The 19672-nt window shown below is 53.9% G+C and carries 18 protein-coding genes; 5 read left to right on the forward strand and 13 right to left on the reverse strand.

The features are described from left to right. Position 1 precedes the first annotated feature (1 nt). From mraY to leuO, 11 genes are all read right to left on the reverse strand, one after another. Positions 2 to 1084 carry a phospho-N-acetylmuramoyl-pentapeptide-transferase gene (gene mraY / locus CWM66_RS15665; protein ID WP_007373145.1) on the reverse strand — a complete coding sequence of 361 codons (1083 nt, stop codon included), beginning with the start codon at positions 1082 to 1084 and terminating at the stop codon, positions 2 to 4. Continuing rightward, positions 1078 to 2436 carry a UDP-N-acetylmuramoyl-tripeptide--D-alanyl-D-alanine ligase gene (gene murF / locus CWM66_RS15670; protein WP_107146876.1) on the reverse strand — a complete coding sequence of 453 codons (1359 nt, stop codon included), beginning with the start codon at positions 2434 to 2436 and terminating at the stop codon, positions 1078 to 1080. The genes mraY and murF overlap by 7 nt, the downstream gene beginning before the upstream one ends. After that, positions 2433 to 3920 (reverse strand): UDP-N-acetylmuramoyl-L-alanyl-D-glutamate--2,6-diaminopimelate ligase, encoded by a 1488-nt coding sequence (gene murE, locus CWM66_RS15675; RefSeq protein WP_107146877.1) that lies wholly within the window; start codon positions 3918 to 3920, stop codon positions 2433 to 2435. Before murE ends, murF begins: the two co-directional genes overlap by 4 nt. After that, a complete protein-coding gene (locus CWM66_RS15680; protein WP_007373142.1) occupies positions 3907 to 5673 on the reverse strand; it encodes a peptidoglycan glycosyltransferase FtsI in 1767 nt (588 codons plus the stop codon). The genes murE and CWM66_RS15680 overlap by 14 nt, the downstream gene beginning before the upstream one ends. Positions 5674 to 5698: 25 nt before the next feature. Further along, positions 5699 to 6064: a cell division protein FtsL gene (gene ftsL / locus CWM66_RS15685; RefSeq protein ID WP_007373141.1), complete on the reverse strand. Its 366-nt coding sequence runs from the start codon at positions 6062 to 6064 to the stop codon at positions 5699 to 5701. Then, positions 6061 to 7002 carry a 16S rRNA (cytosine(1402)-N(4))-methyltransferase RsmH gene (gene rsmH, locus CWM66_RS15690; RefSeq protein ID WP_007373140.1) on the reverse strand — a complete coding sequence of 314 codons (942 nt, stop codon included), beginning with the start codon at positions 7000 to 7002 and terminating at the stop codon, positions 6061 to 6063. The genes ftsL and rsmH overlap by 4 nt, the downstream gene beginning before the upstream one ends. A gap of 2 nt (positions 7003 to 7004) precedes the next feature. Further along, positions 7005 to 7463 carry a division/cell wall cluster transcriptional repressor MraZ gene (gene mraZ, locus CWM66_RS15695; protein ID WP_007373139.1) on the reverse strand — a complete coding sequence of 153 codons (459 nt, stop codon included), beginning with the start codon at positions 7461 to 7463 and terminating at the stop codon, positions 7005 to 7007. 616 nt (positions 7464 to 8079) lie between these two features. Then, entirely contained in the window at positions 8080 to 9084 is a 1005-nt protein-coding gene (cra, locus tag CWM66_RS15700) for a catabolite repressor/activator (RefSeq protein WP_043955019.1), read from the reverse strand. A gap of 177 nt (positions 9085 to 9261) precedes the next feature. Beyond that, entirely contained in the window at positions 9262 to 9753 is a 492-nt protein-coding gene (gene ilvN / locus CWM66_RS15705) for an acetolactate synthase small subunit (RefSeq protein ID WP_007373137.1), read from the reverse strand. Between the two features lie 2 nt (positions 9754 to 9755). Beyond that, entirely contained in the window at positions 9756 to 11480 is a 1725-nt protein-coding gene (gene ilvI / locus CWM66_RS15710) for an acetolactate synthase 3 large subunit (RefSeq protein WP_007373136.1), read from the reverse strand. Between the two features lie 383 nt (positions 11481 to 11863). Then, positions 11864 to 12826, reverse strand: coding sequence for a transcriptional regulator LeuO (leuO, locus tag CWM66_RS15715; protein WP_007373135.1), 963 nt, complete (start codon positions 12824 to 12826; stop codon positions 11864 to 11866). Between the two features lie 478 nt (positions 12827 to 13304). On the opposite strand from leuO, the gene leuL reads away from it, so the two are divergent. The 5 genes from leuL (at position 13305) to leuD (ending at position 18162) form a co-directional block, all read left to right on the forward strand. Further along, on the forward strand, positions 13305 to 13391 hold the full coding sequence (gene leuL, locus CWM66_RS29535; protein ID WP_107146878.1) for a leu operon leader peptide: 87 nt from the start codon (positions 13305 to 13307) through the stop codon (positions 13389 to 13391). A 92-nt stretch (positions 13392 to 13483) separates the two neighbouring features. After that, positions 13484 to 15055 (forward strand): 2-isopropylmalate synthase, encoded by a 1572-nt coding sequence (leuA, locus tag CWM66_RS15725; protein ID WP_007373134.1) that lies wholly within the window; start codon positions 13484 to 13486, stop codon positions 15053 to 15055. After that, positions 15055 to 16146 (forward strand): 3-isopropylmalate dehydrogenase, encoded by a 1092-nt coding sequence (leuB, locus tag CWM66_RS15730; RefSeq protein ID WP_007373133.1) that lies wholly within the window; start codon positions 15055 to 15057, stop codon positions 16144 to 16146. Before leuA ends, leuB begins: the two co-directional genes overlap by 1 nt. Positions 16147 to 16148: 2 nt before the next feature. Continuing rightward, complete coding sequence (gene leuC / locus CWM66_RS15735; protein WP_007373132.1) at positions 16149 to 17546, forward strand: 3-isopropylmalate dehydratase large subunit; 1398 nt, start codon at positions 16149 to 16151, stop codon at positions 17544 to 17546. A 10-nt stretch (positions 17547 to 17556) separates the two neighbouring features. Further along, complete coding sequence (leuD, locus tag CWM66_RS15740; RefSeq protein ID WP_007373131.1) at positions 17557 to 18162, forward strand: 3-isopropylmalate dehydratase small subunit; 606 nt, start codon at positions 17557 to 17559, stop codon at positions 18160 to 18162. A gap of 57 nt (positions 18163 to 18219) precedes the next feature. Here leuD and CWM66_RS15745 read toward each other — a convergent pair whose 3' ends face one another. Together CWM66_RS15745 and sgrT are read right to left on the reverse strand one after the other, a co-directional pair. Continuing rightward, entirely contained in the window at positions 18220 to 19395 is a 1176-nt protein-coding gene (locus tag CWM66_RS15745) for a sugar efflux transporter (protein WP_007373130.1), read from the reverse strand. Between the two features lie 122 nt (positions 19396 to 19517). Next, the gene (sgrT, locus tag CWM66_RS15750) at positions 19518 to 19670 is read right to left on the reverse strand and encodes a glucose uptake inhibitor SgrT (RefSeq protein ID WP_007373128.1); all 153 of its coding nucleotides are present in this window, start codon (positions 19668 to 19670) and stop codon (positions 19518 to 19520) included. Between the last annotated feature and the right edge of the window lie 2 nt (positions 19671 to 19672).

The following is a 19672-nucleotide window of genomic DNA, read 5'->3' on the forward strand; positions in this document are numbered from 1 at the left end:
ATTAACGTACCTTCAGCGTTGCCAGGCCAATCAGCACCAGCATCAGCGAAATAATCCAGAAGCGCACGATCACGCGCGGTTCCGGCCAGCCTTTCAGTTCATAGTGATGGTGAATCGGCGCCATGCGGAAAATACGCTGGCCGCGCAATTTAAACGACCCCACCTGCAAAATCACCGACAGGGTTTCCACCACAAACACCCCGCCCATAATCACCAGCAAGAACTCCTGACGCAGCAACACGGCAATGATCCCCAACGCGCCGCCGAGAGCCAGTGAACCCACATCCCCCATGAAAACCTGCGCCGGATAGGTGTTGAACCACAAAAAGCCCAACCCTGCGCCGACAATCGCCGTGCAGACGATCACCAGCTCTCCCGCGTGACGCAGATAAGGGATATGCAGGTAGTTAGCAAAATTCATGTTACCGGTAGCCCAGGCCACCAACGCAAAGCCCGCGGCGACAAACACCGTCGGCATAATCGCCAGACCGTCAAGACCGTCCGTCAGGTTAACGGCGTTGCCGGTGCCGACAATCACAAAGTAAGCCAGCAGAATGTAGAAAAGGCCCAGTTGCGGCATCACATCTTTAAAGAAAGGCACCACCAGTTCTGTCGCTGGCGTATCTTTCCCCGCCAGGTAAAGCGCAAACGCTACGCCCAGCGCAATCAGTGACATCCAGAAATATTTCCAGCGAGCAATCAGGCCCTTGGTATCTTTACGCACCACTTTGCGGTAATCGTCAACGAAACCAATCGCACCGTAACCTACCAGTACAACCAGCACGCACCAGACATACGGGTTAGAGGGATAAGCCCACAGCAGTACGGAAACAACGATTGCCGTGAGGATCATAATCCCCCCCATCGTTGGCGTACCGCGTTTACTGAAATGCGACTCCGGACCGTCGTTACGCACAACCTGGCCGAAAGAGAGTTTTTGCAGACGGGCAATCATGCGCGGCCCCATCCACAGAGAGATGAAGAGCGCGGTCAGCAGGCTGACAATGGCGCGAAACGTCAGGTAGGAAAAGACGTTAAAGCCGGAATAATATTTGACCAAATGTTCGGCCAGCCACACTAACATGTTCCATTCTCCTGTAATTCGCGTACCACCTCTTCCATGGCGGAACTACGTGAACCTTTCACCAAAATGGTAATAATCTGCTGTTCAGCGATCAGCGCCTTCAACCGCGCCACCACTGCTGCTTTATCGTTAAAATGTTCGCCAACACCGCTGGCAGCGCTCAGAGCCTTGCTCAGCTTACCGACGCTCAGCACTTTATCGATGCCAACGCCTTTAGCCGCTTCACCCACCTGAATGTGGCAGGCTTCGCTCTCATCGCCTAGCTCTGCCATATCGCCCACCACCATCACCCGGTAACCCGGCATTTCCGCCAGCACATGTGCGGCGGCGGTCATTGAACCGACGTTAGCGTTGTACGTGTCATCGAGCAGCAATTTATTTTCGCCCAGTTGCACCGGGAACAGACGCCCCGGCACCGCTTTCAGGTTTGCCAACCCTTTTTTCACTGCCGCCAGGCTAGCGCCCACCGCCATCGCCAGCGAGGTCGCTGCCAGCGCATTGGCAATATTGTGTCGTCCCGGCAGCGGCAGCGTCACATCCACATTGCCCATCGGGGTTTGCAGCGTGAACTCAGTTCCGTGCGAGGTCACATGAATGTTGGTGGCCGTAAAATCACTGTTCGTCGCATTTGGCGAGAAGCGCCACACTTTGCGAGCGCCAATAATGCTCTGCCAGTTCAGCCAGTCATTATTGTCAGCATTCATGATTGCCACACCGTTGGCAGGCAACCCGGTATAGATTTCTCCTTTGGCTTTCGCCACGCCCGCAAGCGATCCGAAGCCTTCCAGGTGCGCCGCCGCCAGGTTATTGACCAGAGCCGCTTCCGGGCGGGTAAGCCCGACGGTCCAGGCGATTTCCCCCTGGTGGTTCGCGCCCAGCTCAATCACCGCGTATTGATGTTCTTTGGTTAAACGCAGGAGCGTCATCGGCACGCCGATGTCGTTGTTCAGGTTTCCTGCGGTATAAAGCGTGTTGCCACATTCACTCAGAATGGCGGCCGTCATCTCTTTCACCGAGGTTTTGCCGGAAGAACCGGTTAACGCAACCACACGCGTCGGCACCTGCTGACGTACCCAGGCGCCCAGCTCGCCGAACGCCTGGCGAGTGTCTTTGACCAGCAGTTGCGGCAGATCGCAGTCCAGCTTACGGCTAACCAGTAGCGCGCCTGCGCCGCCCGCTTTAGCCTGTTCGGCAAAATCATGGGCATCGAAACGCTCGCCTTTCAGCGCCACAAACAGGCAGCCCGGCGTTAGTTTGCGGGTATCGCTGGTTACCGCATCAATCGTCGCATCCTGACCATGTAATTCACCCTGCAGAATGTCGGCAAGCTGGCTTAGAGTTACGCTAATCATGCCACTACCCCCAGCAAACGTGCCGCGGTGACGCGATCGGAGTAATCCAGTCGGTGCGTCCCGACAATCTGATAATCTTCATGGCCTTTGCCAGCCAGCAGAACCACATCATTCTCTTTCGCCTGCATAATGGTGTTGGTTACGGCTTCGGCACGCCCTTCCACCACATGCGCACGCCCGGCATCCAGCATACCGGCGAGAATATCGTTGATAATGGCGCGCGGCTCTTCGGTGCGCGGGTTATCGTCCGTAACCACCGGCACATCGGCGAACTGCTCAGCAATTGCGCCCATGAGCGGACGTTTACCTTTATCGCGATCGCCACCGCAACCAAACACGCACCACAGTTGACCGGTGCAGTGCAGGCGTGCGGCCTGTAAGGCCTTTTCCAGCGCATCCGGCGTATGGGCATAATCCACCACCACCGTCGGTTTACCCGGCGCACTAAATACTTCCATGCGTCCGCAAACCGGCTGCAACTGTGAAGCGGTTTCCAGCAAATCGCTTAACGGATACCCCAGCGCCAGCAGCGTGGCCAGCGCCAGCAGCAGGTTACTGACGTTAAACGCGCCCATCAGACGGCTTTCGATTTCGCCTTGACCCCATGAAGAGTCAAAACGAATAGTCGCCCCGCTATCGTGGTACTCCACGCCGGTAGCCTTGAGCCAGCGGCCGTGACAATCCGGGTTGATATGGTCTTCCATCGATACCGCAACCGCATCCGGCAGATTCGCTAACCAGCGGCGGCCCACTTCGTCATCGGCATTGATAATCGCCTGCCCGTAGTGGTGAGAGGAGAACAGCAGCCATTTCGCCGCTTCGTAATGCGCCATATCGCCGTGATAATCGAGGTGATCGCGGCTTAAATTGGTAAATACGCCAGCGGCAAACTTCAGCGCCGCCACGCGATGCTGCACCAGACCGTGGGAAGAGACTTCCATCGCGGCAAACGTCGCTTTCTGCGCAACCAGCCCGGCAATCACATGCTGAACATCCACCGCAGAGCCGGTGGTATTTTCAGTCGGGATGACTTTACCCAGCAGACCATTTCCGACCGTCCCCATCACTGCGCTGGTTTCGCCCACCAATTGGCTCCACTGCGCCAGCAGCTGCGTGGTCGTTGTTTTGCCGTTGGTGCCGGTTACGCCAATCAGGCGCAATTGTTCAGAGGGTTCACCGTAAAAACGGCCCGCCAACGCGGAAAGGCGCTCATTCAACTGGCTGAGGTAAATGACCGGAACACCGTGCATTTCACGAATTTCACCGTCATTTGCTTCGTCTTTCGCTTCAGCAATAATGGCAGCAACACCTTGCGCAATCGCCTGCGGGATATATCGACGCCCGTCCGCCTGATGACCGACCACCGCCACAAAGAGATCGCCCGATGCAGCCGCACGGCTGTCGAGTGTCATCTCCCGCAGTGCTCGCTCCGGTGCGCCTGGCACCCACGGAGCGAGAAGGTCGCGCAAATTACGATCTGCCACCTGTACCCTCGCCTTGATTAATTACAAACTCACTTTTTTCGCCCGTGGTCAGCGCGTCCGGCTCAATGTTCATGGTGCGCAGAACGCCGCCCATGATGGCACCGAAGACCGGTGCGGACACGGCACCACCGTAGTATTTACCCGCTTGCGGATCGTTAATCACCACCACCAGCGCAAAGCGCGGGCGGCTGGCAGGCGCGACGCCAGCGGTGTAAGCAATATATTTGTTGATATAACGACCATCTGGGCCGACTTTTTTCGCCGTCCCGGTTTTTATAGCAATGCGATAGCCTTTGATGGCTGCTTTCACCCCGCCGCCGCCCGGCAGCGCAACGCTCTCCATCATATGCACCACGGTGCGCACGATAGACTCATTGAAAATGCGTTCGCCCGGCACGGGCGGGTCAACTTTGGTAATCGACAGAGGACGGTAGATACCGTAACTGCCAATCGTTGCGTAGACTCGCGCTAACTGTAACGGCGTTACCATTAGCCCATAGCCGAAAGAGAAGGTGGCCCTCTCTATGTCAGACCACCGTTGTTTTTGAGGAAATAAGCCACTGCGTTCCCCGACCATCCCCAAATTGGTCGTTTTTCCCAGTCCAAAACGTGAGTAAGTATCTACTAACGCTGAGGAGGGCATCGCTAACGCCAACTTCGAAACACCGACGTTACTCGACTTTTGTAGCACCCCGGTAAGGGTCAATTCGCTGTAGCGCGCCACGTCTTTGATTTCGTGGCCGTTAATTCGGTAAGGCACGGTGTTCAGCACCGTATTTGGCGTGACGACACCGCGCTGCAGCGCCGTCATTACCACCATGGGTTTCACCGTCGAACCCGGTTCAAAAACGTCGGTGATCGCGCGGTTACGCATTGCATCCTTCGACGTGCCGGTGAAGTTGTTCGGGTTGTAGGAAGGGCTATTGGCCATTGCCAACACTTCGCCGGTGTTCACATCAACCAGCACTGCGCTTCCGGATTCAGCCTTATTAAACGCCACCGCGTTATTCAGCTCGCGATAAACCAGCGCCTGCAAGCGTTCATCAATGCTCAGCGCCAGGTTATGCGCAGCCTGGCTGTCGGTGGAAGAGATATCTTCAATAACGCGCCCGTAGCGATCTTTACGCACAATACGTTCGCCAGGTTGGCCGGTAAGCCATTTGTCAAAGCTCTTCTCAACGCCTTCGATCCCCTGACTATCTACGTTAGTAAAACCGATAAGGTGAGCGGTCACTTCCCCGGAAGGATAGTAACGGCGGGATTCCTCACGCAGATGAATCCCCGGCAACTTGAGCTTTTTAATATACTCCCCGAGATCGGGGTTCACCTGGCGCGCCAGATAGATGAAACGCATCTTCGGGTTGGCATTAATGCGGGAAGCCAGCTGATCCAATGGCATGTTCAGCGCGTCAGAGAGCGCTTTCCAGCGGTTATCCAGCGTGACGCCGCCAGCATCATGTAACTCTTTTGGATCGGCCCAAATCGCTTTCACCGGCACACTAACAGCCAGCGGACGCCCGGAGCGGTCGGTAATCATTCCACGCGACGTTGCGACTTCCTGCACGCGCAAGGAACGCATATCCCCTTCGCGCACCAGCATTTCCGGATTGATAACCTGCAGCCAGGCGACACGCCCAAGCAGAAACGCCATCGCCAGCAGAATGCAACCGCAAAGCAACGCAAAACGCCAACTCACAAAGTTGGCCTGTTCTTCCTGGCGTTTCGGTTTAAGCGTTTTCGCCGCTGCTTTCATGCGTCGCGTAATTCCTTATTCATTTCTATTTCTGCACTACGATATTTTCCTGAGAGGGATCCACGTGCTGCATTTGCAGCTTTTCCGTCGCAATCCGTTCAACCCGGCTGTGATCGCCGAGCGCATTCTCTTCAAGAATCAGGTTGCGCCATTCGATATCCAGCGCGTCGCGCTCGAGAACAAGTTGTTCACGCTGCGCGGTTAATAAACGTGTGTGGTGAGAGGTAGTGACAACCGTCACTGCCGTCATGATGATGCAAATGAACAGACAGAGTGGCAGTTTCCCAAATCGCAAAAGATCGTCGCCGATCACGCCAGGCAAGGCATGGCGCTCGTTGCTTCCTAACGATCCTTTCACTTTGCTTAGGGTTTCTGTCACTCTGCCGATCATGCGTTCGTCCTCTCTGCAATGCGCAGAACTGAACTACGGGCACGTGGGTTTTCAGCCACTTCTTCTTCGCCCGGCATCAACTTTCCTAAGGCTCGCAACTGACGGCCACCCAGTTTCCTGAGTTGCTCTTCGGTCATCGGCAGCCCGGCAGGAACCTGCGGGCCGCGGCTTTGCTCACGCATGAAGCGTTTCACAATGCGATCTTCCAGAGAATGGAAGCTGATTACCGAAAGCCGCCCTCCCGGGGCAAGCACGCCGAGCGAGTTTTTTAGCGCCAGCTCTATTTCCTCCAGTTCACTGTTTACCCAAATGCGCACCGCCTGGAAGGTACGGGTCGCGGGATGTTTGAACTTGTCTTTCACCGGTGTTGCCGCCGCAACGACTTCCGCCAGCTCTTTAGTGCGGGTCATCGGATCGAGGCGGTTACGCTCTACAATTGCGCGCGCGATACGTTTAGCAAAACGCTCCTCGCCAAAGGTTTTCAGCACCCAGGCAATGTCTGCTTCTTCAGCTGTTTGCAGCCATTCGGCAGCAGACTGGCCGCGAGTGGGATCCATCCGCATATCAAGCGGACCATCGCGCATAAAGGAGAAGCCGCGCTCAGGATCGTCAAGCTGCGGTGAAGAGACACCAAGATCGAGAAGAATACCGTCGATCTTGCCAACAAGTTCGCGCTCGCTGACATAATCAGCAAGCGCAGAGAAAGGACCATGAATGATGGAGAAGCGGGGATCATCAATGGTTTGGGCTACAGCAATTGCCTGTGGATCGCGATCGATCGCCAGCAAGCGTCCTTCCGCACCCAAACGGGAGAGGATCAGGCGCGAGTGACCACCGCGACCAAAAGTGCCATCGATGTAGATGCCATCCGGACGAATATTCAGGCCATTAACGGCCTCATCCAGCAGCACCGTCGTATGTTTAAAATTTTCCATCATCATTACAGAGACAAATCCTGCAACCGATCTGAAAGTGCTTCAGAACCCGATTGCTCAGCGTCGATATCTTCCCTGACCTGTTGATACCAGGTCGTTTCGTCCCACAGCTCAAATTTATTGAACTGCCCGACCAGCATCACTTCTTTGGTTAGCCCGGCATGCTGCCGTAAAACAGGCGCAATCAATAAACGCCCGGCGCTATCCATCTGGCACTCGCTGGCATGCCCCAGCAATAAACGTTGTACGCGTCGTTCAAGCGGATTCATGCTCGACAGGCGCGCCAGTTTTTGCTCAATAATTTCCCATTCAGGAAGGGGATAAAGCAGCAGACATGAATGGCGAATGTCGATGGTACACACCATCTGACCGGAGGCATTCTCCAGCAGCAAATCCCGATAACGGGTCGGAACGGCTAACCGCCCTTTGCTGTCGAGATTGACTAACGTCGCGCCACGGAACATGTCCGATTCACCCCCAAGTGACCATTTTCACCACTTTATCCCACAAATCCCCACCAAGGGAGTTTACGGAGCGGAGGAAAAGCTTGTCAAGCCAGCACAAAGGCTAACCAGAACAAAAGATCTCTTATTTGCAGCGAATATCTGCAAAGGTGAAATAGTGCTCAACTTACGAGGCAAATTAACGTCATGAATATTTGCAAGAAAAAAAACAGAATATGCGTATCCGCGTTTAAAACCATTTGATTTCTGCGCGCGAAATATAAAGTGTCAGTTTGCGACGCGGGCGGCATTTTAAGACATATCAACCCAACTGAACAGCACCAGTTGCATCCGTTCACACTCAGCGCGACGGCAGAGCCACTAAGGAAATAGCCCTACGCTGATAATGGATGCTATAGAAGAAAGGTAACACTTTTCTGAGATGTAACAATTTAAGACAGAAATCATAATTACTGCTTTAAAAATATCCTTTTAAAACCCGATTTAAAGAAGCAATTAGAATTAACTTATCACGTCCCGTTTAAAAATTAAGGATTTATCTTAGGAGCCAACAGGGAATAATTTGATTCAAGGTAAGACAAAACAAAAAGGCAGCTTACGCTGCCTTTAGCTGAACTTATACGCGGCTTAATATCCCGCGACGATAGAGATTACGCCGGATACGGCTAAGACCCGCTTTCGGCTTACGCGGTTCGTCGAGGCTTGCCAGCACAATTTCCAGAACCCGCTCCGCAACATCGCGATGGCGCTGCGCCACCGCCAGTACAGGACATTGCAGGAAATCGAGCAGTTCGTGATCGCCAAAAGTCGCGATCGCCAGATCCGACGGCAATTTACCGTCGCGACGTAACGTAACGTCAAGCACGCCCTGCAATAATGCAAACGAGGTTATAAACATCGCCTGCGGCATTGGGTTAGTTTCCAGCCATTTATCAAATAGCTGGGCGGCTGCTTCACGCTCGTAGCTATTGGCATAGAGATACTGCACTTCACGCGGATCGTCTTTCCACGCCGTGCGGAAACCTTGCTCACGCAGGAAACTAACAGAGAGTTCAGGTAACGCCCCAAGGTAAAGCACGCGCTCCGCCGGAAACTTACGCAGCTCTGCGGCCAGCATCTCCGAATCATCCTGATCGGCACCAACAACGCTGGTGAAGTGTTCACGATCCAGCGCGCGATCCAACGCGACAATCGGGAACGAATCATTAGCCCAGCGCTGATAGAACGGATGCTCTGGCGGCAATGAGGTGGAGACAATAATAGCGTCCACCTGCCGCTGCAACAGGTGCTCGATACAGCGCATTTCATTATCGGGTTGATCTTCCGAGCAGGCGATCAGTAACTGGTAACCGCGCTGACGCGCCTGACGCTCCAGATAGTTGGCAATGCGGGTGTAGCTTGTGTTTTCAAGATCGGGGATCACCAGCCCAATCGAACGAGTGCGTCCTGCGCGCAGGCCAGCTGCCACCGCATTTGGGTGGTAGTTATGCTCACGAACAACCGCCATCACTTTCTCAACGGTTTTGTCGCTGACACGATACTGCTTCGCCTTACCATTGATGACGTAGCTTGCCGTGGTTCGTGAGACGCCGGCTAGCCGGGCGATTTCATCCAGTTTCACAATTGCCCCTTAAATTAATGTACTCCATAACCTTTTTAGGGATATAGGTTAAAATCCTTAACATCTAAGCGCAGAATACTCACTCCGGCAACCGCTTTCGTGTCTGGTTCCGGCGGATTTCGCAAAAAAAAGCCCGGCGTAGAACACCGGGCCTGTAAATATGGAAGGTTATTCTATTCAGCGCATGATTTTATCGCCGCGCGACAACCCCACCACACCGGAGCGCGCAACTTCAACAATTTTCGCCACATCACGAATGGTGGCTAAAAACGCATCCAGCTTGTCACTGGTGCCTGCGAGCTGAACCGTGTAAATCGATGGCGTAACGTCAATGATCTGTCCGCGGAAGATCTCAGCGTTGCGTTTCACCTCTTCGCGACCGTAACCGCTGGCCTGAATCTTCACCAGCATGATTTCACGCTCAACATATGCCCCCTGCCCCAGCTCGTTTACGCGTAACACATCGACCAGCTTGTGCAGTTGCTTTTCGATCTGCTCCAGCACTTTTTGATCGCCGACAGTCTGGATCGTCATCCGCGATAAGGTAGGATCGTCAGTCGGCGCAACGGTCAGGCTTTCTATGTTGTAACCGCGCTGAGAGAACAGGCCAATCACGCGCGATAACGCGCCCGATTCATTTTCCAGTAATACAGACAGTATCCGGCGCATAATCAGGTTCTCTCCGTTTTGCTTAACCACATCTCATCCATGCCGCCGCCGCGGATCTGCATCGGATAAACGTGTTCACTACCGTCAACGGTAACGTCAACAAACACCAGGCGATTGTTTTTCACCTGCTCCAGCGCTTCCGCCAGCTTCGCCTCCAGCTCATCCGGACGCGTAATACGAATTCCCACATGGCCATAAGCTTCTGCCAGGCGCGCAAAATCAGGCAACGACTCCATATAAGATTGTGAATGGCGGCCGGAATAGATCATGTCCTGCCACTGCTTCACCATCCCCAGATAGCGGTTATTGAGGTTCAATACCAGCACCGGTAGTTCATACTGCAAGGCCGTAGAGAGTTCCTGAATGTTCATCTGGATACTGCCATCGCCGGTCACGCAGATAACCGTCTCCTCGGGCAGTGCCATCTTCACACCGAGCGCAGCGGGTAAACCAAAACCCATCGTGCCCAGCCCACCGGAGTTGATCCAGCGGCGCGGTTTATCAAAACGGTAGTAGAGCGCGGCAAACATCTGATGCTGGCCAACATCGGAAGTAACGTAAGCGTCGCCATTCGTCAAACGCCAGATAGCTTCAATCACTGCCTGCGGTTTGATCTTTTCACTCTGGGTGTCATATTTCAGGCACTGACGCGCGCGCCACTGTTCAATGCGCAACCACCAGTCACGGATCTCATCCAGTGGCTGCGGCTGCTCTTCCTGCTCCAGCAGTTCGAGCATTTGTTCCAGAACCAGCCGCGCATCGCCGACAATAGGCACATCCGCCTGTACGGTCTTGGAAATGGAAGTGGGGTCGATATCGATATGCAGAACCGTCGCATCCGGACAGTACTTCGCCAGATTATTGGTAGTGCGATCGTCAAAACGCACGCCAACCGCGAAAATGACATCGGAGTGGTGCATCGTCATATTGGCTTCGTAAGTCCCGTGCATGCCCAGCATGCCCAGCGCCTGACGATGCGATGCCGGAAACGCGCCCAGCCCCATTAAGGAGGAGACCACTGGCAAATTCAGTTTTTCAGCCAACTGACGCAACTGAGTTTCGCACGCGGAGTTAATCGCACCGCCGCCCACATAGACCACCGGCCTCTTCGCCGCCACCAGCGTTTGCAAAGCGCGCTTGATTTGCCCTTTGTGGCCCTGTGTCGTCGGGTTATAAGATCGCATGCTGACCGATTCCGGCCAGAAATAGGGCAGCTTGTTGGCCGGGTTCATAATATCTTTCGGCAGATCCACCACCACCGGCCCCGGACGCCCACTGGCAGCCAGCCAGAACGCTTTCTTTAATACGCCGGGAATATCTTCGGTTTGTTTGACCAGGAAGCTGTGCTTCACCACCGGGCGGGAAATCCCCACCATGTCGCACTCCTGAAACGCGTCATAGCCAATCAGCGACGTTGCAACCTGCCCGGAAAGCACCACCAGCGGGATAGAATCCATATAAGCGGTGGCGATACCCGTGATTGCATTCGTCGCACCAGGGCCAGACGTGACCAGTACCACCCCAACCTCACCCGTTGCCCGCGCCAGCCCATCGGCCATATGCACTGCAGCCTGCTCATGACGTACCAACACATGTTCAATACCGCCAACAGTATGCAGGGCATCGTAGATATCCAGGACTGCGCCTCCGGGGTAGCCGAATACTTTCTTTACGCCTTGATCGATAAGCGATCGGACGACCATCTCGGCTCCAGACAACATCTCCATGCTTTGCCTCCAGGCTTATATTTGTCGACTGGGCGGAATTCATTTCCACGCTGTCGCTCTGTTCAGAGCAGGAAACCCTGCATTCTGATTATGAATGGCAGTTACCATAACCGCTCAAAATCTGGCAGGCAATTAGCAAACCGCAGACGTCAACGGCGTACAAAAGAGGAAAAACAATGCGAGAGCTGCAGATTTGGTGAAAACATCTGTGATAAGGAAAGACGATGACCATTCATCATCCAAATGGCATGTTGTACAGAAAATCATGCATTTTTCGCACGACACGGGAAGTCGCTCACGACCGAAATTGAAATAAAATACTCCCCATTCAGGATTAAGCAGAATAAACCTACTAAACAAGCCCGATCTATTCTGCGAGCGGATTACAGCGTACAAACCGAAGTCAGTAACTCTTCCATCCACTGGTGGCCTTTATCGCGGCCTGCCGCTTCATGCCACGAGAGATAGCAGGTACGAGTATTAAGCGCCAGCGGCAAAGGTAATACCTGCAATGGCAAGCCATGAGTAAATCGTTCAACCAACCAACGCGGCGCAATCGTCACCAAATGCGTTTGCGCGACAATGTTTAATACGCTGGTGACTGCCATTCCCTGATAGGCAATACGGCTCTTCTTTTCCGCCGTATCATACCAGGGCTGACTAAAGGAAGCATAACGGTCCAGCGAGACCACTGCATGTTGTTCATTGAATACATCAGCTTCCGTAACAAGATTCGCCATGCGCGGATGTTCTTTACTGGTCACCAGTACCATTTCGTCTTTAAATAATGGAACGCAAGAGAATTCCGGACGACGAAACTCTTCGTAGCCGATCACAAATTCAATTTCCTGGTAACGCAATTGATGCTCAGTACTGTGATTAAGATCGGCTTTAAACACCAGATTAATATTAGGCGCAGCCTTTTCAACGCTATTGTAAATAATTGACGTTAAGAGATTATCCAGCGGACTGCATACACAAAGATTAAATACACGCTCACTGCTCAGTGGATCAAATCCCGAGCCGGGCAACTCATTTTGTACCAACTGCAATGCCTGACGGATTGAGCCAAACAGCTGATATGAACGCGCAGTGGGTTGAATCCCACGGCCGTAGCGGACAAAGAGCTCGTCATTAAACATGACTTTAAGCCGCGCAACGGCATTACTCACTGCGGGTTGAGACATTCCCAGCGCGTGCGCCGCACGGGTAATGTTTTGTTCCTGCATCACCGCATCAAAAACGGTAAGCAAATTAAGATCTACTGAACGCAACTGTGGTTTGTCCACATCGACAATCTGATGATTATCAATAGTTTCCCCTGGAACATTGCAATCCGTCGTCATGATAAAACTCCCTTAACTGTGTAATAATAATATTCAGGAAGATGATTTATCATGCATATAGCATTATTAGAAGCATGGCGTGAAAAATTAGGAATATTTAAAGCTCCCTTTTTATATTTTTTTCAAGGATAATTGCGCCGATAAATAATGCGATAACCAGTGACGGATTAATATATTTTTACTTTATCAAACATTCCGCAACTCATCTGATGATAAAGATAACAGCCATCCATTCCATAACGCAAAGCGTAAAAGGGTTGTTCTGTAAATTTATCTTTAAATTAGTGATTGTCCACTAAAAAATACTTCAATAGTAATTCGCACGAAATACGCATTTCATTCTACGGTACAGAATAATTAACTGAAAAGCAGCCATACAACCCACCTGTTCTGAGGATGGTTTTCAGGAGCAGGGGTTGACTTTAACAAGCGTATCCAGTACCACTAAAAGCATATCGTTTTTCCTGGAGCTTGATTCATGATTCGCAACGTCGGTTTCGCTGGTCTACTACTACTAAACGCATCTCTTGTGCGCGGTAGACCGGTGGACGACATTCAGAGCTGAATTGTCTGCCAGTTAAGACAGAAAACCCGCGCCTTGGCGCGGGTTTTTTTATGCTCGTAGCGAGGCGACCTCAGATAACAAGGACCTAAACCATGAGCCAGCAAGTCGTTATTTTCGATACCACATTACGTGATGGTGAACAGGCGTTACAGGCAAGCCTGAGCGTGAAAGAGAAGCTGCAAATCGCCCTGGCGCTGGAACGTATGGGCGTCGATGTGATGGAAGTCGGCTTTCCGGTTTCGTCCCCGGGTGACTTTGAATCCGTACAAACCATCGCGCGCCAGGTGAAAAACAGCCGCGTTTGCGCCCTCGCCCGCTGTGTTGAAAAAGATATTGATGTCGCCGCAGAATCCCTGAAAGTCGCTGAAGCGTTCCGCATCCATACGTTTATCGCCACCTCGCCGATGCACATCGCCACCAAGCTGCGCAGTACGCTGGATGAAGTGATTGAACGCGCAGTTTACATGGTCAAACGCGCACGTAACTATACCGATGACGTAGAGTTCTCTTGCGAAGATGCAGGCCGCACGCCAATCGACGATCTGGCGCGAGTGGTCGAAGCCGCGATCAACGCCGGGGCAAAAACCATCAACATCCCGGATACCGTCGGCTACACCATGCCGTTTGAATTCGCCAATATCATCACCGGTTTGTATGACCGCGTACCGAACATCGATAAAGCCATTATCTCCGTACATACCCATGATGATTTAGGCCTGGCCGTTGGCAACGCCATCGCAGCGGTACACGCCGGTGCGCGCCAGGTTGAAGGTGCGATGAACGGTATCGGCGAACGTGCCGGTAACTGTTCGCTGGAAGAGGTGATCATGGCGATTAAGGTGCGCAAAGACATTATGAACGTGCACACCCGCATCAATCACAATGAAATCTGGCGTACAAGCCAGACCGTCAGCCAGATCTGCAATATGCCGATTCCGGCGAACAAAGCGATTGTCGGCACCGGCGCTTTCGCCCACTCCTCCGGTATTCACCAGGATGGCGTGCTGAAAAACCGCGAAAACTACGAAATCATGACTCCGGAATCCATTGGCCTGAATCAGGTGCAGTTAAACCTGACTTCCCGTTCCGGCCGTGCGGCGGTGAAACATCGGATGGAAGAGATGGGTTACCAGGAAGCCGATTACAACCTGGATAACCTGTACGAAGCGTTCCTGAAACTGGCGGATAAAAAAGGCCAGGTCTTCGATTACGACCTGGAAGCGCTGGCATTCATTAACAAACAGCAGGAAGAGCCAGAACATTTCCGTCTGGACTACTTCAGCGTGCAGTCCGGCTCCAACGACATCGCAACCGCCTCTATTAAGCTGGCCTGTGGCGATGAAATTAAAACCGAAGCCGCCAATGGTAACGGCCCGGTTGATGCCATCTACCAGGCCATTAACCGCGTCACCGAGTACGACATCGAGCTGGTGAAATATGGTCTCAGCGCCAAAGGCCACGGCAAAGATGCGCTGGGGCAGGTTGATATCGTTGCCAATTACAATGGCCGCCGCTTCCACGGTGTAGGTCTGGCGACCGATATCGTTGAGTCCTCAGCCAAAGCCATGGTGCACGTGCTGAACAATATCTGGCGCGCAGCCGAAGTCGAAAAAGAGTTGCAACGCAAAGCGCAGAACAAAGAGAACAACAAGGAAACCGTGTGATGTCGAAGAATTATCATATTGCTGTGTTACCGGGCGACGGTATCGGCCCGGAAGTCATGGCGCAAGCCCTGAAAGTACTGGAAGCCGTGCGTAGCCGTTTTGGCATGCACATTACCACCAGCCATTATGACGTGGGCGGTATCGCCATCGACCGCCATGGCAACCCGCTGCCACAGGCAACCGTTGAAGGCTGCGAGCAGGCCGATGCCATTCTGTTTGGCTCCGTTGGCGGCCCGAAATGGGAAAATCTGCCGCCGGCACAGCAACCGGAGCGCGGTGCGCTGCTGCCGCTGCGTAAGCACTTCAAATTATTCAGCAACCTGCGCCCGGCCAAACTGTACCAGGGGCTGGAAGCTTTCTGCCCGCTGCGTGAAGATATCGCCGCTAACGGCTTCGATATTCTGTGCGTACGTGAACTGACTGGCGGCATCTACTTCGGCCAGCCGAAGGGCCGTGAAGGCAGCGGCCAGCACGAGAAGGCCTTCGATACCGAGGTCTATCACCGTTTTGAAATCGAGCGTATCGCGCGTATTGCGTTTGAATCGGCGCGTAAACGCCGTAAAAAAGTGCACTCGATTGATAAAGCCAACGTTCTGCAAACTTCTCTGCTGTGGCGCGAAATCGTCAACGAAATCGCCAGCGAATATCAGGATGTTGAACTGGCGCATATGTATATCGACAACGCCACCATGCAGCTGATTAAAGATCCGTCCCAGTTTGACGTGCTGCTGTGCTCTAACCTGTTCGGCGACATCCTCTCCGATGAGTGTGCGATGATCACCGGCTCGATGGGTATGCTGCCTTCAGCAAGCCTGAACGAACAAGGTTTTGGTCTGTACGAACCGGCGGGTGGCTCCGCGCCGGATATCGCCGGTAAAAATATTGCGAACCCGATTGCGCAGATCCTGTCGCTGGCGCTGCTGCTGCGCTACAGCCTGGACGCGGGTGAAGCGGCTTCCGCGATCGAAAGCGCAATCAACCGTGCATTAGAAGAAGGCGTGCGTACCGGTGATTTAGCCCGTGGCGCTGCGGCTGTCAGTACCGATGAAATGGGCGACATCATTGCCCGTTATGTCGCCGAAGGGGTGTAATCATGGCTAAGAGTTTGTACGAAAAATTGTTTGATGCGCACGTTGTGTATGAAGCGCCAAACGAAACCCCATTGCTGTATATCGATCGCCATCTGGTGCACGAAGTGACCTCGCCGCAGGCGTTTGACGGCCTGCGCGCACACAAACGCCCGGTGCGCCAACCGGGTAAAACCTTCGCCACCATGGATCATAACGTCTCCACGCAGACCAAAGACATTAACGCTTCCGGCGAAATGGCGCGTATCCAGATGCAGGAATTGATCAAAAACTGCAACGAATTCGGCGTTGAGCTGTATGACCTGAATCACCCGTACCAGGGGATTGTCCACGTGATGGGGCCAGAACAGGGCATCACCCTGCCGGGTATGACCATTGTTTGTGGCGACTCGCACACCGCAACCCACGGCGCGTTTGGCGCGCTGGCCTTCGGTATCGGCACGTCGGAAGTTGAGCATGTGCTGGCAACGCAGACCCTGAAACAGGGCCGCGCCAAAACCATGAAGATCGAGGTGAAAGGCACTGCGGCTCCGGGGATCACCGCCAAAGATATCGTGTTAGCGATCATTGGCAAAACCGGTAGCGCAGGCGGTACTGGTCATGTGGTGGAATTCTGCGGTGATGCAATTCGTGCGCTGAGCATGGAAGGCCGCATGACGCTGTGCAACATGGCCATTGAGATGGGCGCGAAAGCCGGTCTTGTCGCACCGGACGAGACCACCTTTAACTACGTGAAAGGCCGTCTGCATGCGCCGAAAGGTAAAGATTTTGATGAGGCTGTTGCTTACTGGAAAACCCTGCACACCGACGAAGGGGCAACTTTCGACACCGTTGTAACCTTGCAGGCAGAAGATATCGCGCCGCAAGTAACCTGGGGCACCAACCCGGGCCAGGTGATTTCGGTGACGGATATCATCCCCGATCCGGCATCGTTCGCCGATCCGGTTGAGCGCGCCTCAGCAGAAAAAGCGCTGGCTTATATGGGCCTGAAACCGGGAATTCCACTGACTGAAGTGGCGATTGATAAAGTGTTTATCGGTTCCTGCACAAACTCGCGTATCGAAGATTTACGCGCCGCAGCGGAGATCGCTAAAGGCCGCAAAGTTGCGCCGGGCGTACAGGCGCTGGTAGTACCTGGCTCTGGTCCGGTGAAAGCGCAGGCGGAAGCGGAAGGTCTGGATAAGATCTTTATCGAAGCCGGTTTCGAATGGCGTTTGCCTGGCTGCTCTATGTGCCTGGCAATGAACAACGACCGCCTGAACCCCGGCGAACGTTGTGCATCCACCAGTAACCGTAACTTTGAAGGCCGTCAGGGCCGCGGCGGACGCACGCATCTGGTCAGCCCGGCAATGGCTGCCGCTGCGGCGGTAACCGGTCATTTCGCCGATATTCGTAGCCTGTAAGGAGATCACCATGGCAGAGAAATTTACCCAACACACCGGCCTGGTTGTTCCGCTGGATGCCGCCAACGTCGATACGGACGCGATTATCCCGAAACAGTTCCTGCAAAAGGTTACGCGTACCGGTTTTGGCGCCCATCTGTTTAATGACTGGCGCTTCCTTGATGATAAAGGCGAGCAGCCGAACCCTGAGTTCGTACTGAACTTTCCGCAATACAAAGGCGCATCGATTTTGCTGGCGCGCGAAAACTTTGGCTGCGGCTCCTCACGCGAGCATGCGCCGTGGGCGCTGACCGATTACGGCTTCAAAGTGGTGATTGCGCCGAGCTTCGCCGATATCTTCTATGGCAACAGCTTTAACAACCAGTTGCTGCCGGTGACGCTGAGCGAAGAGGATGTTGATGCGCTGTTCACGCTGGTACAGAACAACCCGGGCACGACCTTTGAGGTGGATCTGGAAGCGCAGGTGGTAAAAGCGGGCGGGAAATCCTACAGCTTTAACATTGACGCCTTCCGCCGTCACTGCATGCTGAACGGTCTGGACAGCATTGGCCTGACGCTTCAGCATGAAGACGCGATTGCCGCTTACGAAAGCAAGCAACCGGCGTTTATGAGCTAACAAAAGCAGACTGCTTGCCGGATGGCGCTAACGCTTATCCGGCAGGCAAATAAAAACTCACACATCCTTCACGCGGCTGGTCAGCAGCAGCGCCGCCACGGAAATCACCGCAATCCCCACGTATACCGCCCCGTGACTAAAACTTTGCGCCAGCGCGCCCTGAATCACCCCGGCAAGAATCACCCCGGTTGAAATGCTGTTGGTAAACAGCGTGGTCGCCGAACCGGCACGCCCCGGCATTAAATCCTGAAACCACAGCATGCCGATACCGGCGACGATGCCGATAAAGATCGCATTGAACAGTTGCAGCACCAGCAGCGCCGTCTGGCTGTGGAAGAAGATCAACCCCAGATAGAACACCACGCCCGCGGCGACGGCTGTCACCATCATCCGCCGCTTGCCCAAATGTTTGACAAAATATCCGGCCAGGATCATCGCCGGGATCTCCAGACCAGCAGCGGTGCCCATCAGGATCCCGGCGAGTTTATCCGGCAGCCCCAGCTCCTGGCTAATCCACAGCGGCATGTCGATGATGTACATGGTGTTGCAGGTCCACATCAGCGTTGAGGCGATAAACAGCATACGCACGTTCTTATCGCCCCAGCCACTCACTTCCGTGACTGCGACGGCGGGCTGCGCCACGCGCGGCACCGAGGGCAGCCAGAAGGCAATCATCACCAGGCTTATCACAAAAAGCCCGGCGGCAATGGTGAACATAGCGGTAAAGCCGTAATTGAGCGCCAGCATAAACGCCAGCGGCGGGCCAATCACCCACGCCAGCGAGAGCTGCGCACGCATCACCGAACTAAACATCACCACTTCCCGCGCAGAACTGTCGGCATATTCGCGCGCCAGTGCAAAGAGTTGCGGCATCGCGGTATTGGCGAGCGAGGCCAGCAGCACGCCGCAGGTGATAAGCGTCAGATAGTGACGGTTGAAGGCAAACAGCAGCGCGTTACCCACCGCCATCAGGCAACAAAAGAGGATCAGCTTGCGGCGATCGCCCTGGTTATCGGAACGTTTTGCCAGCCACAGGCTGACCAGGATCCCGGCTACCGCGTTGACGGTATAAAACAGCCCGATCCAGAAAGGCTGCGCCCCCACTTCGCGGCTGAGAAACAGGCTTAGCGTCGGTGCCTGCACCGCGCCGGCAACCCCCATCATAAACGCAACGATCATAAAAGCGATGTAAACACCGTTGAGACGGCGTCCCATCGTCATTAACCAGAGCATGAACGTTTCCTTTTCAAAAGCGGCAAAAGCCGCTGAAATCATAAACGAAAAAAGCCAGCAAAAAATATTTTGCTGGCGGGTGCATTCGCACTTAATACTCAGTCACACATGATGGCCGCGATTCAGTCCTTCGAGATCGGCGTTGTCACTTCCCACTGCATCAGTTCTTCCAGCATTTTCAGGCGCTGCCCTGCACTCTGACGGGCGAGCCAGCACACATCCTGCGTGGCGCGAAAATAAGCCAGATAAAACCGTCGTATGGATGATCTCTGCATAC

The sequence above is a fragment of the Kosakonia sp. H7A genome (genome assembly GCF_003028445.1).
Taxonomy (GTDB): Bacteria; Pseudomonadota; Gammaproteobacteria; order Enterobacterales; family Enterobacteriaceae; genus Kosakonia; species Kosakonia radicincitans.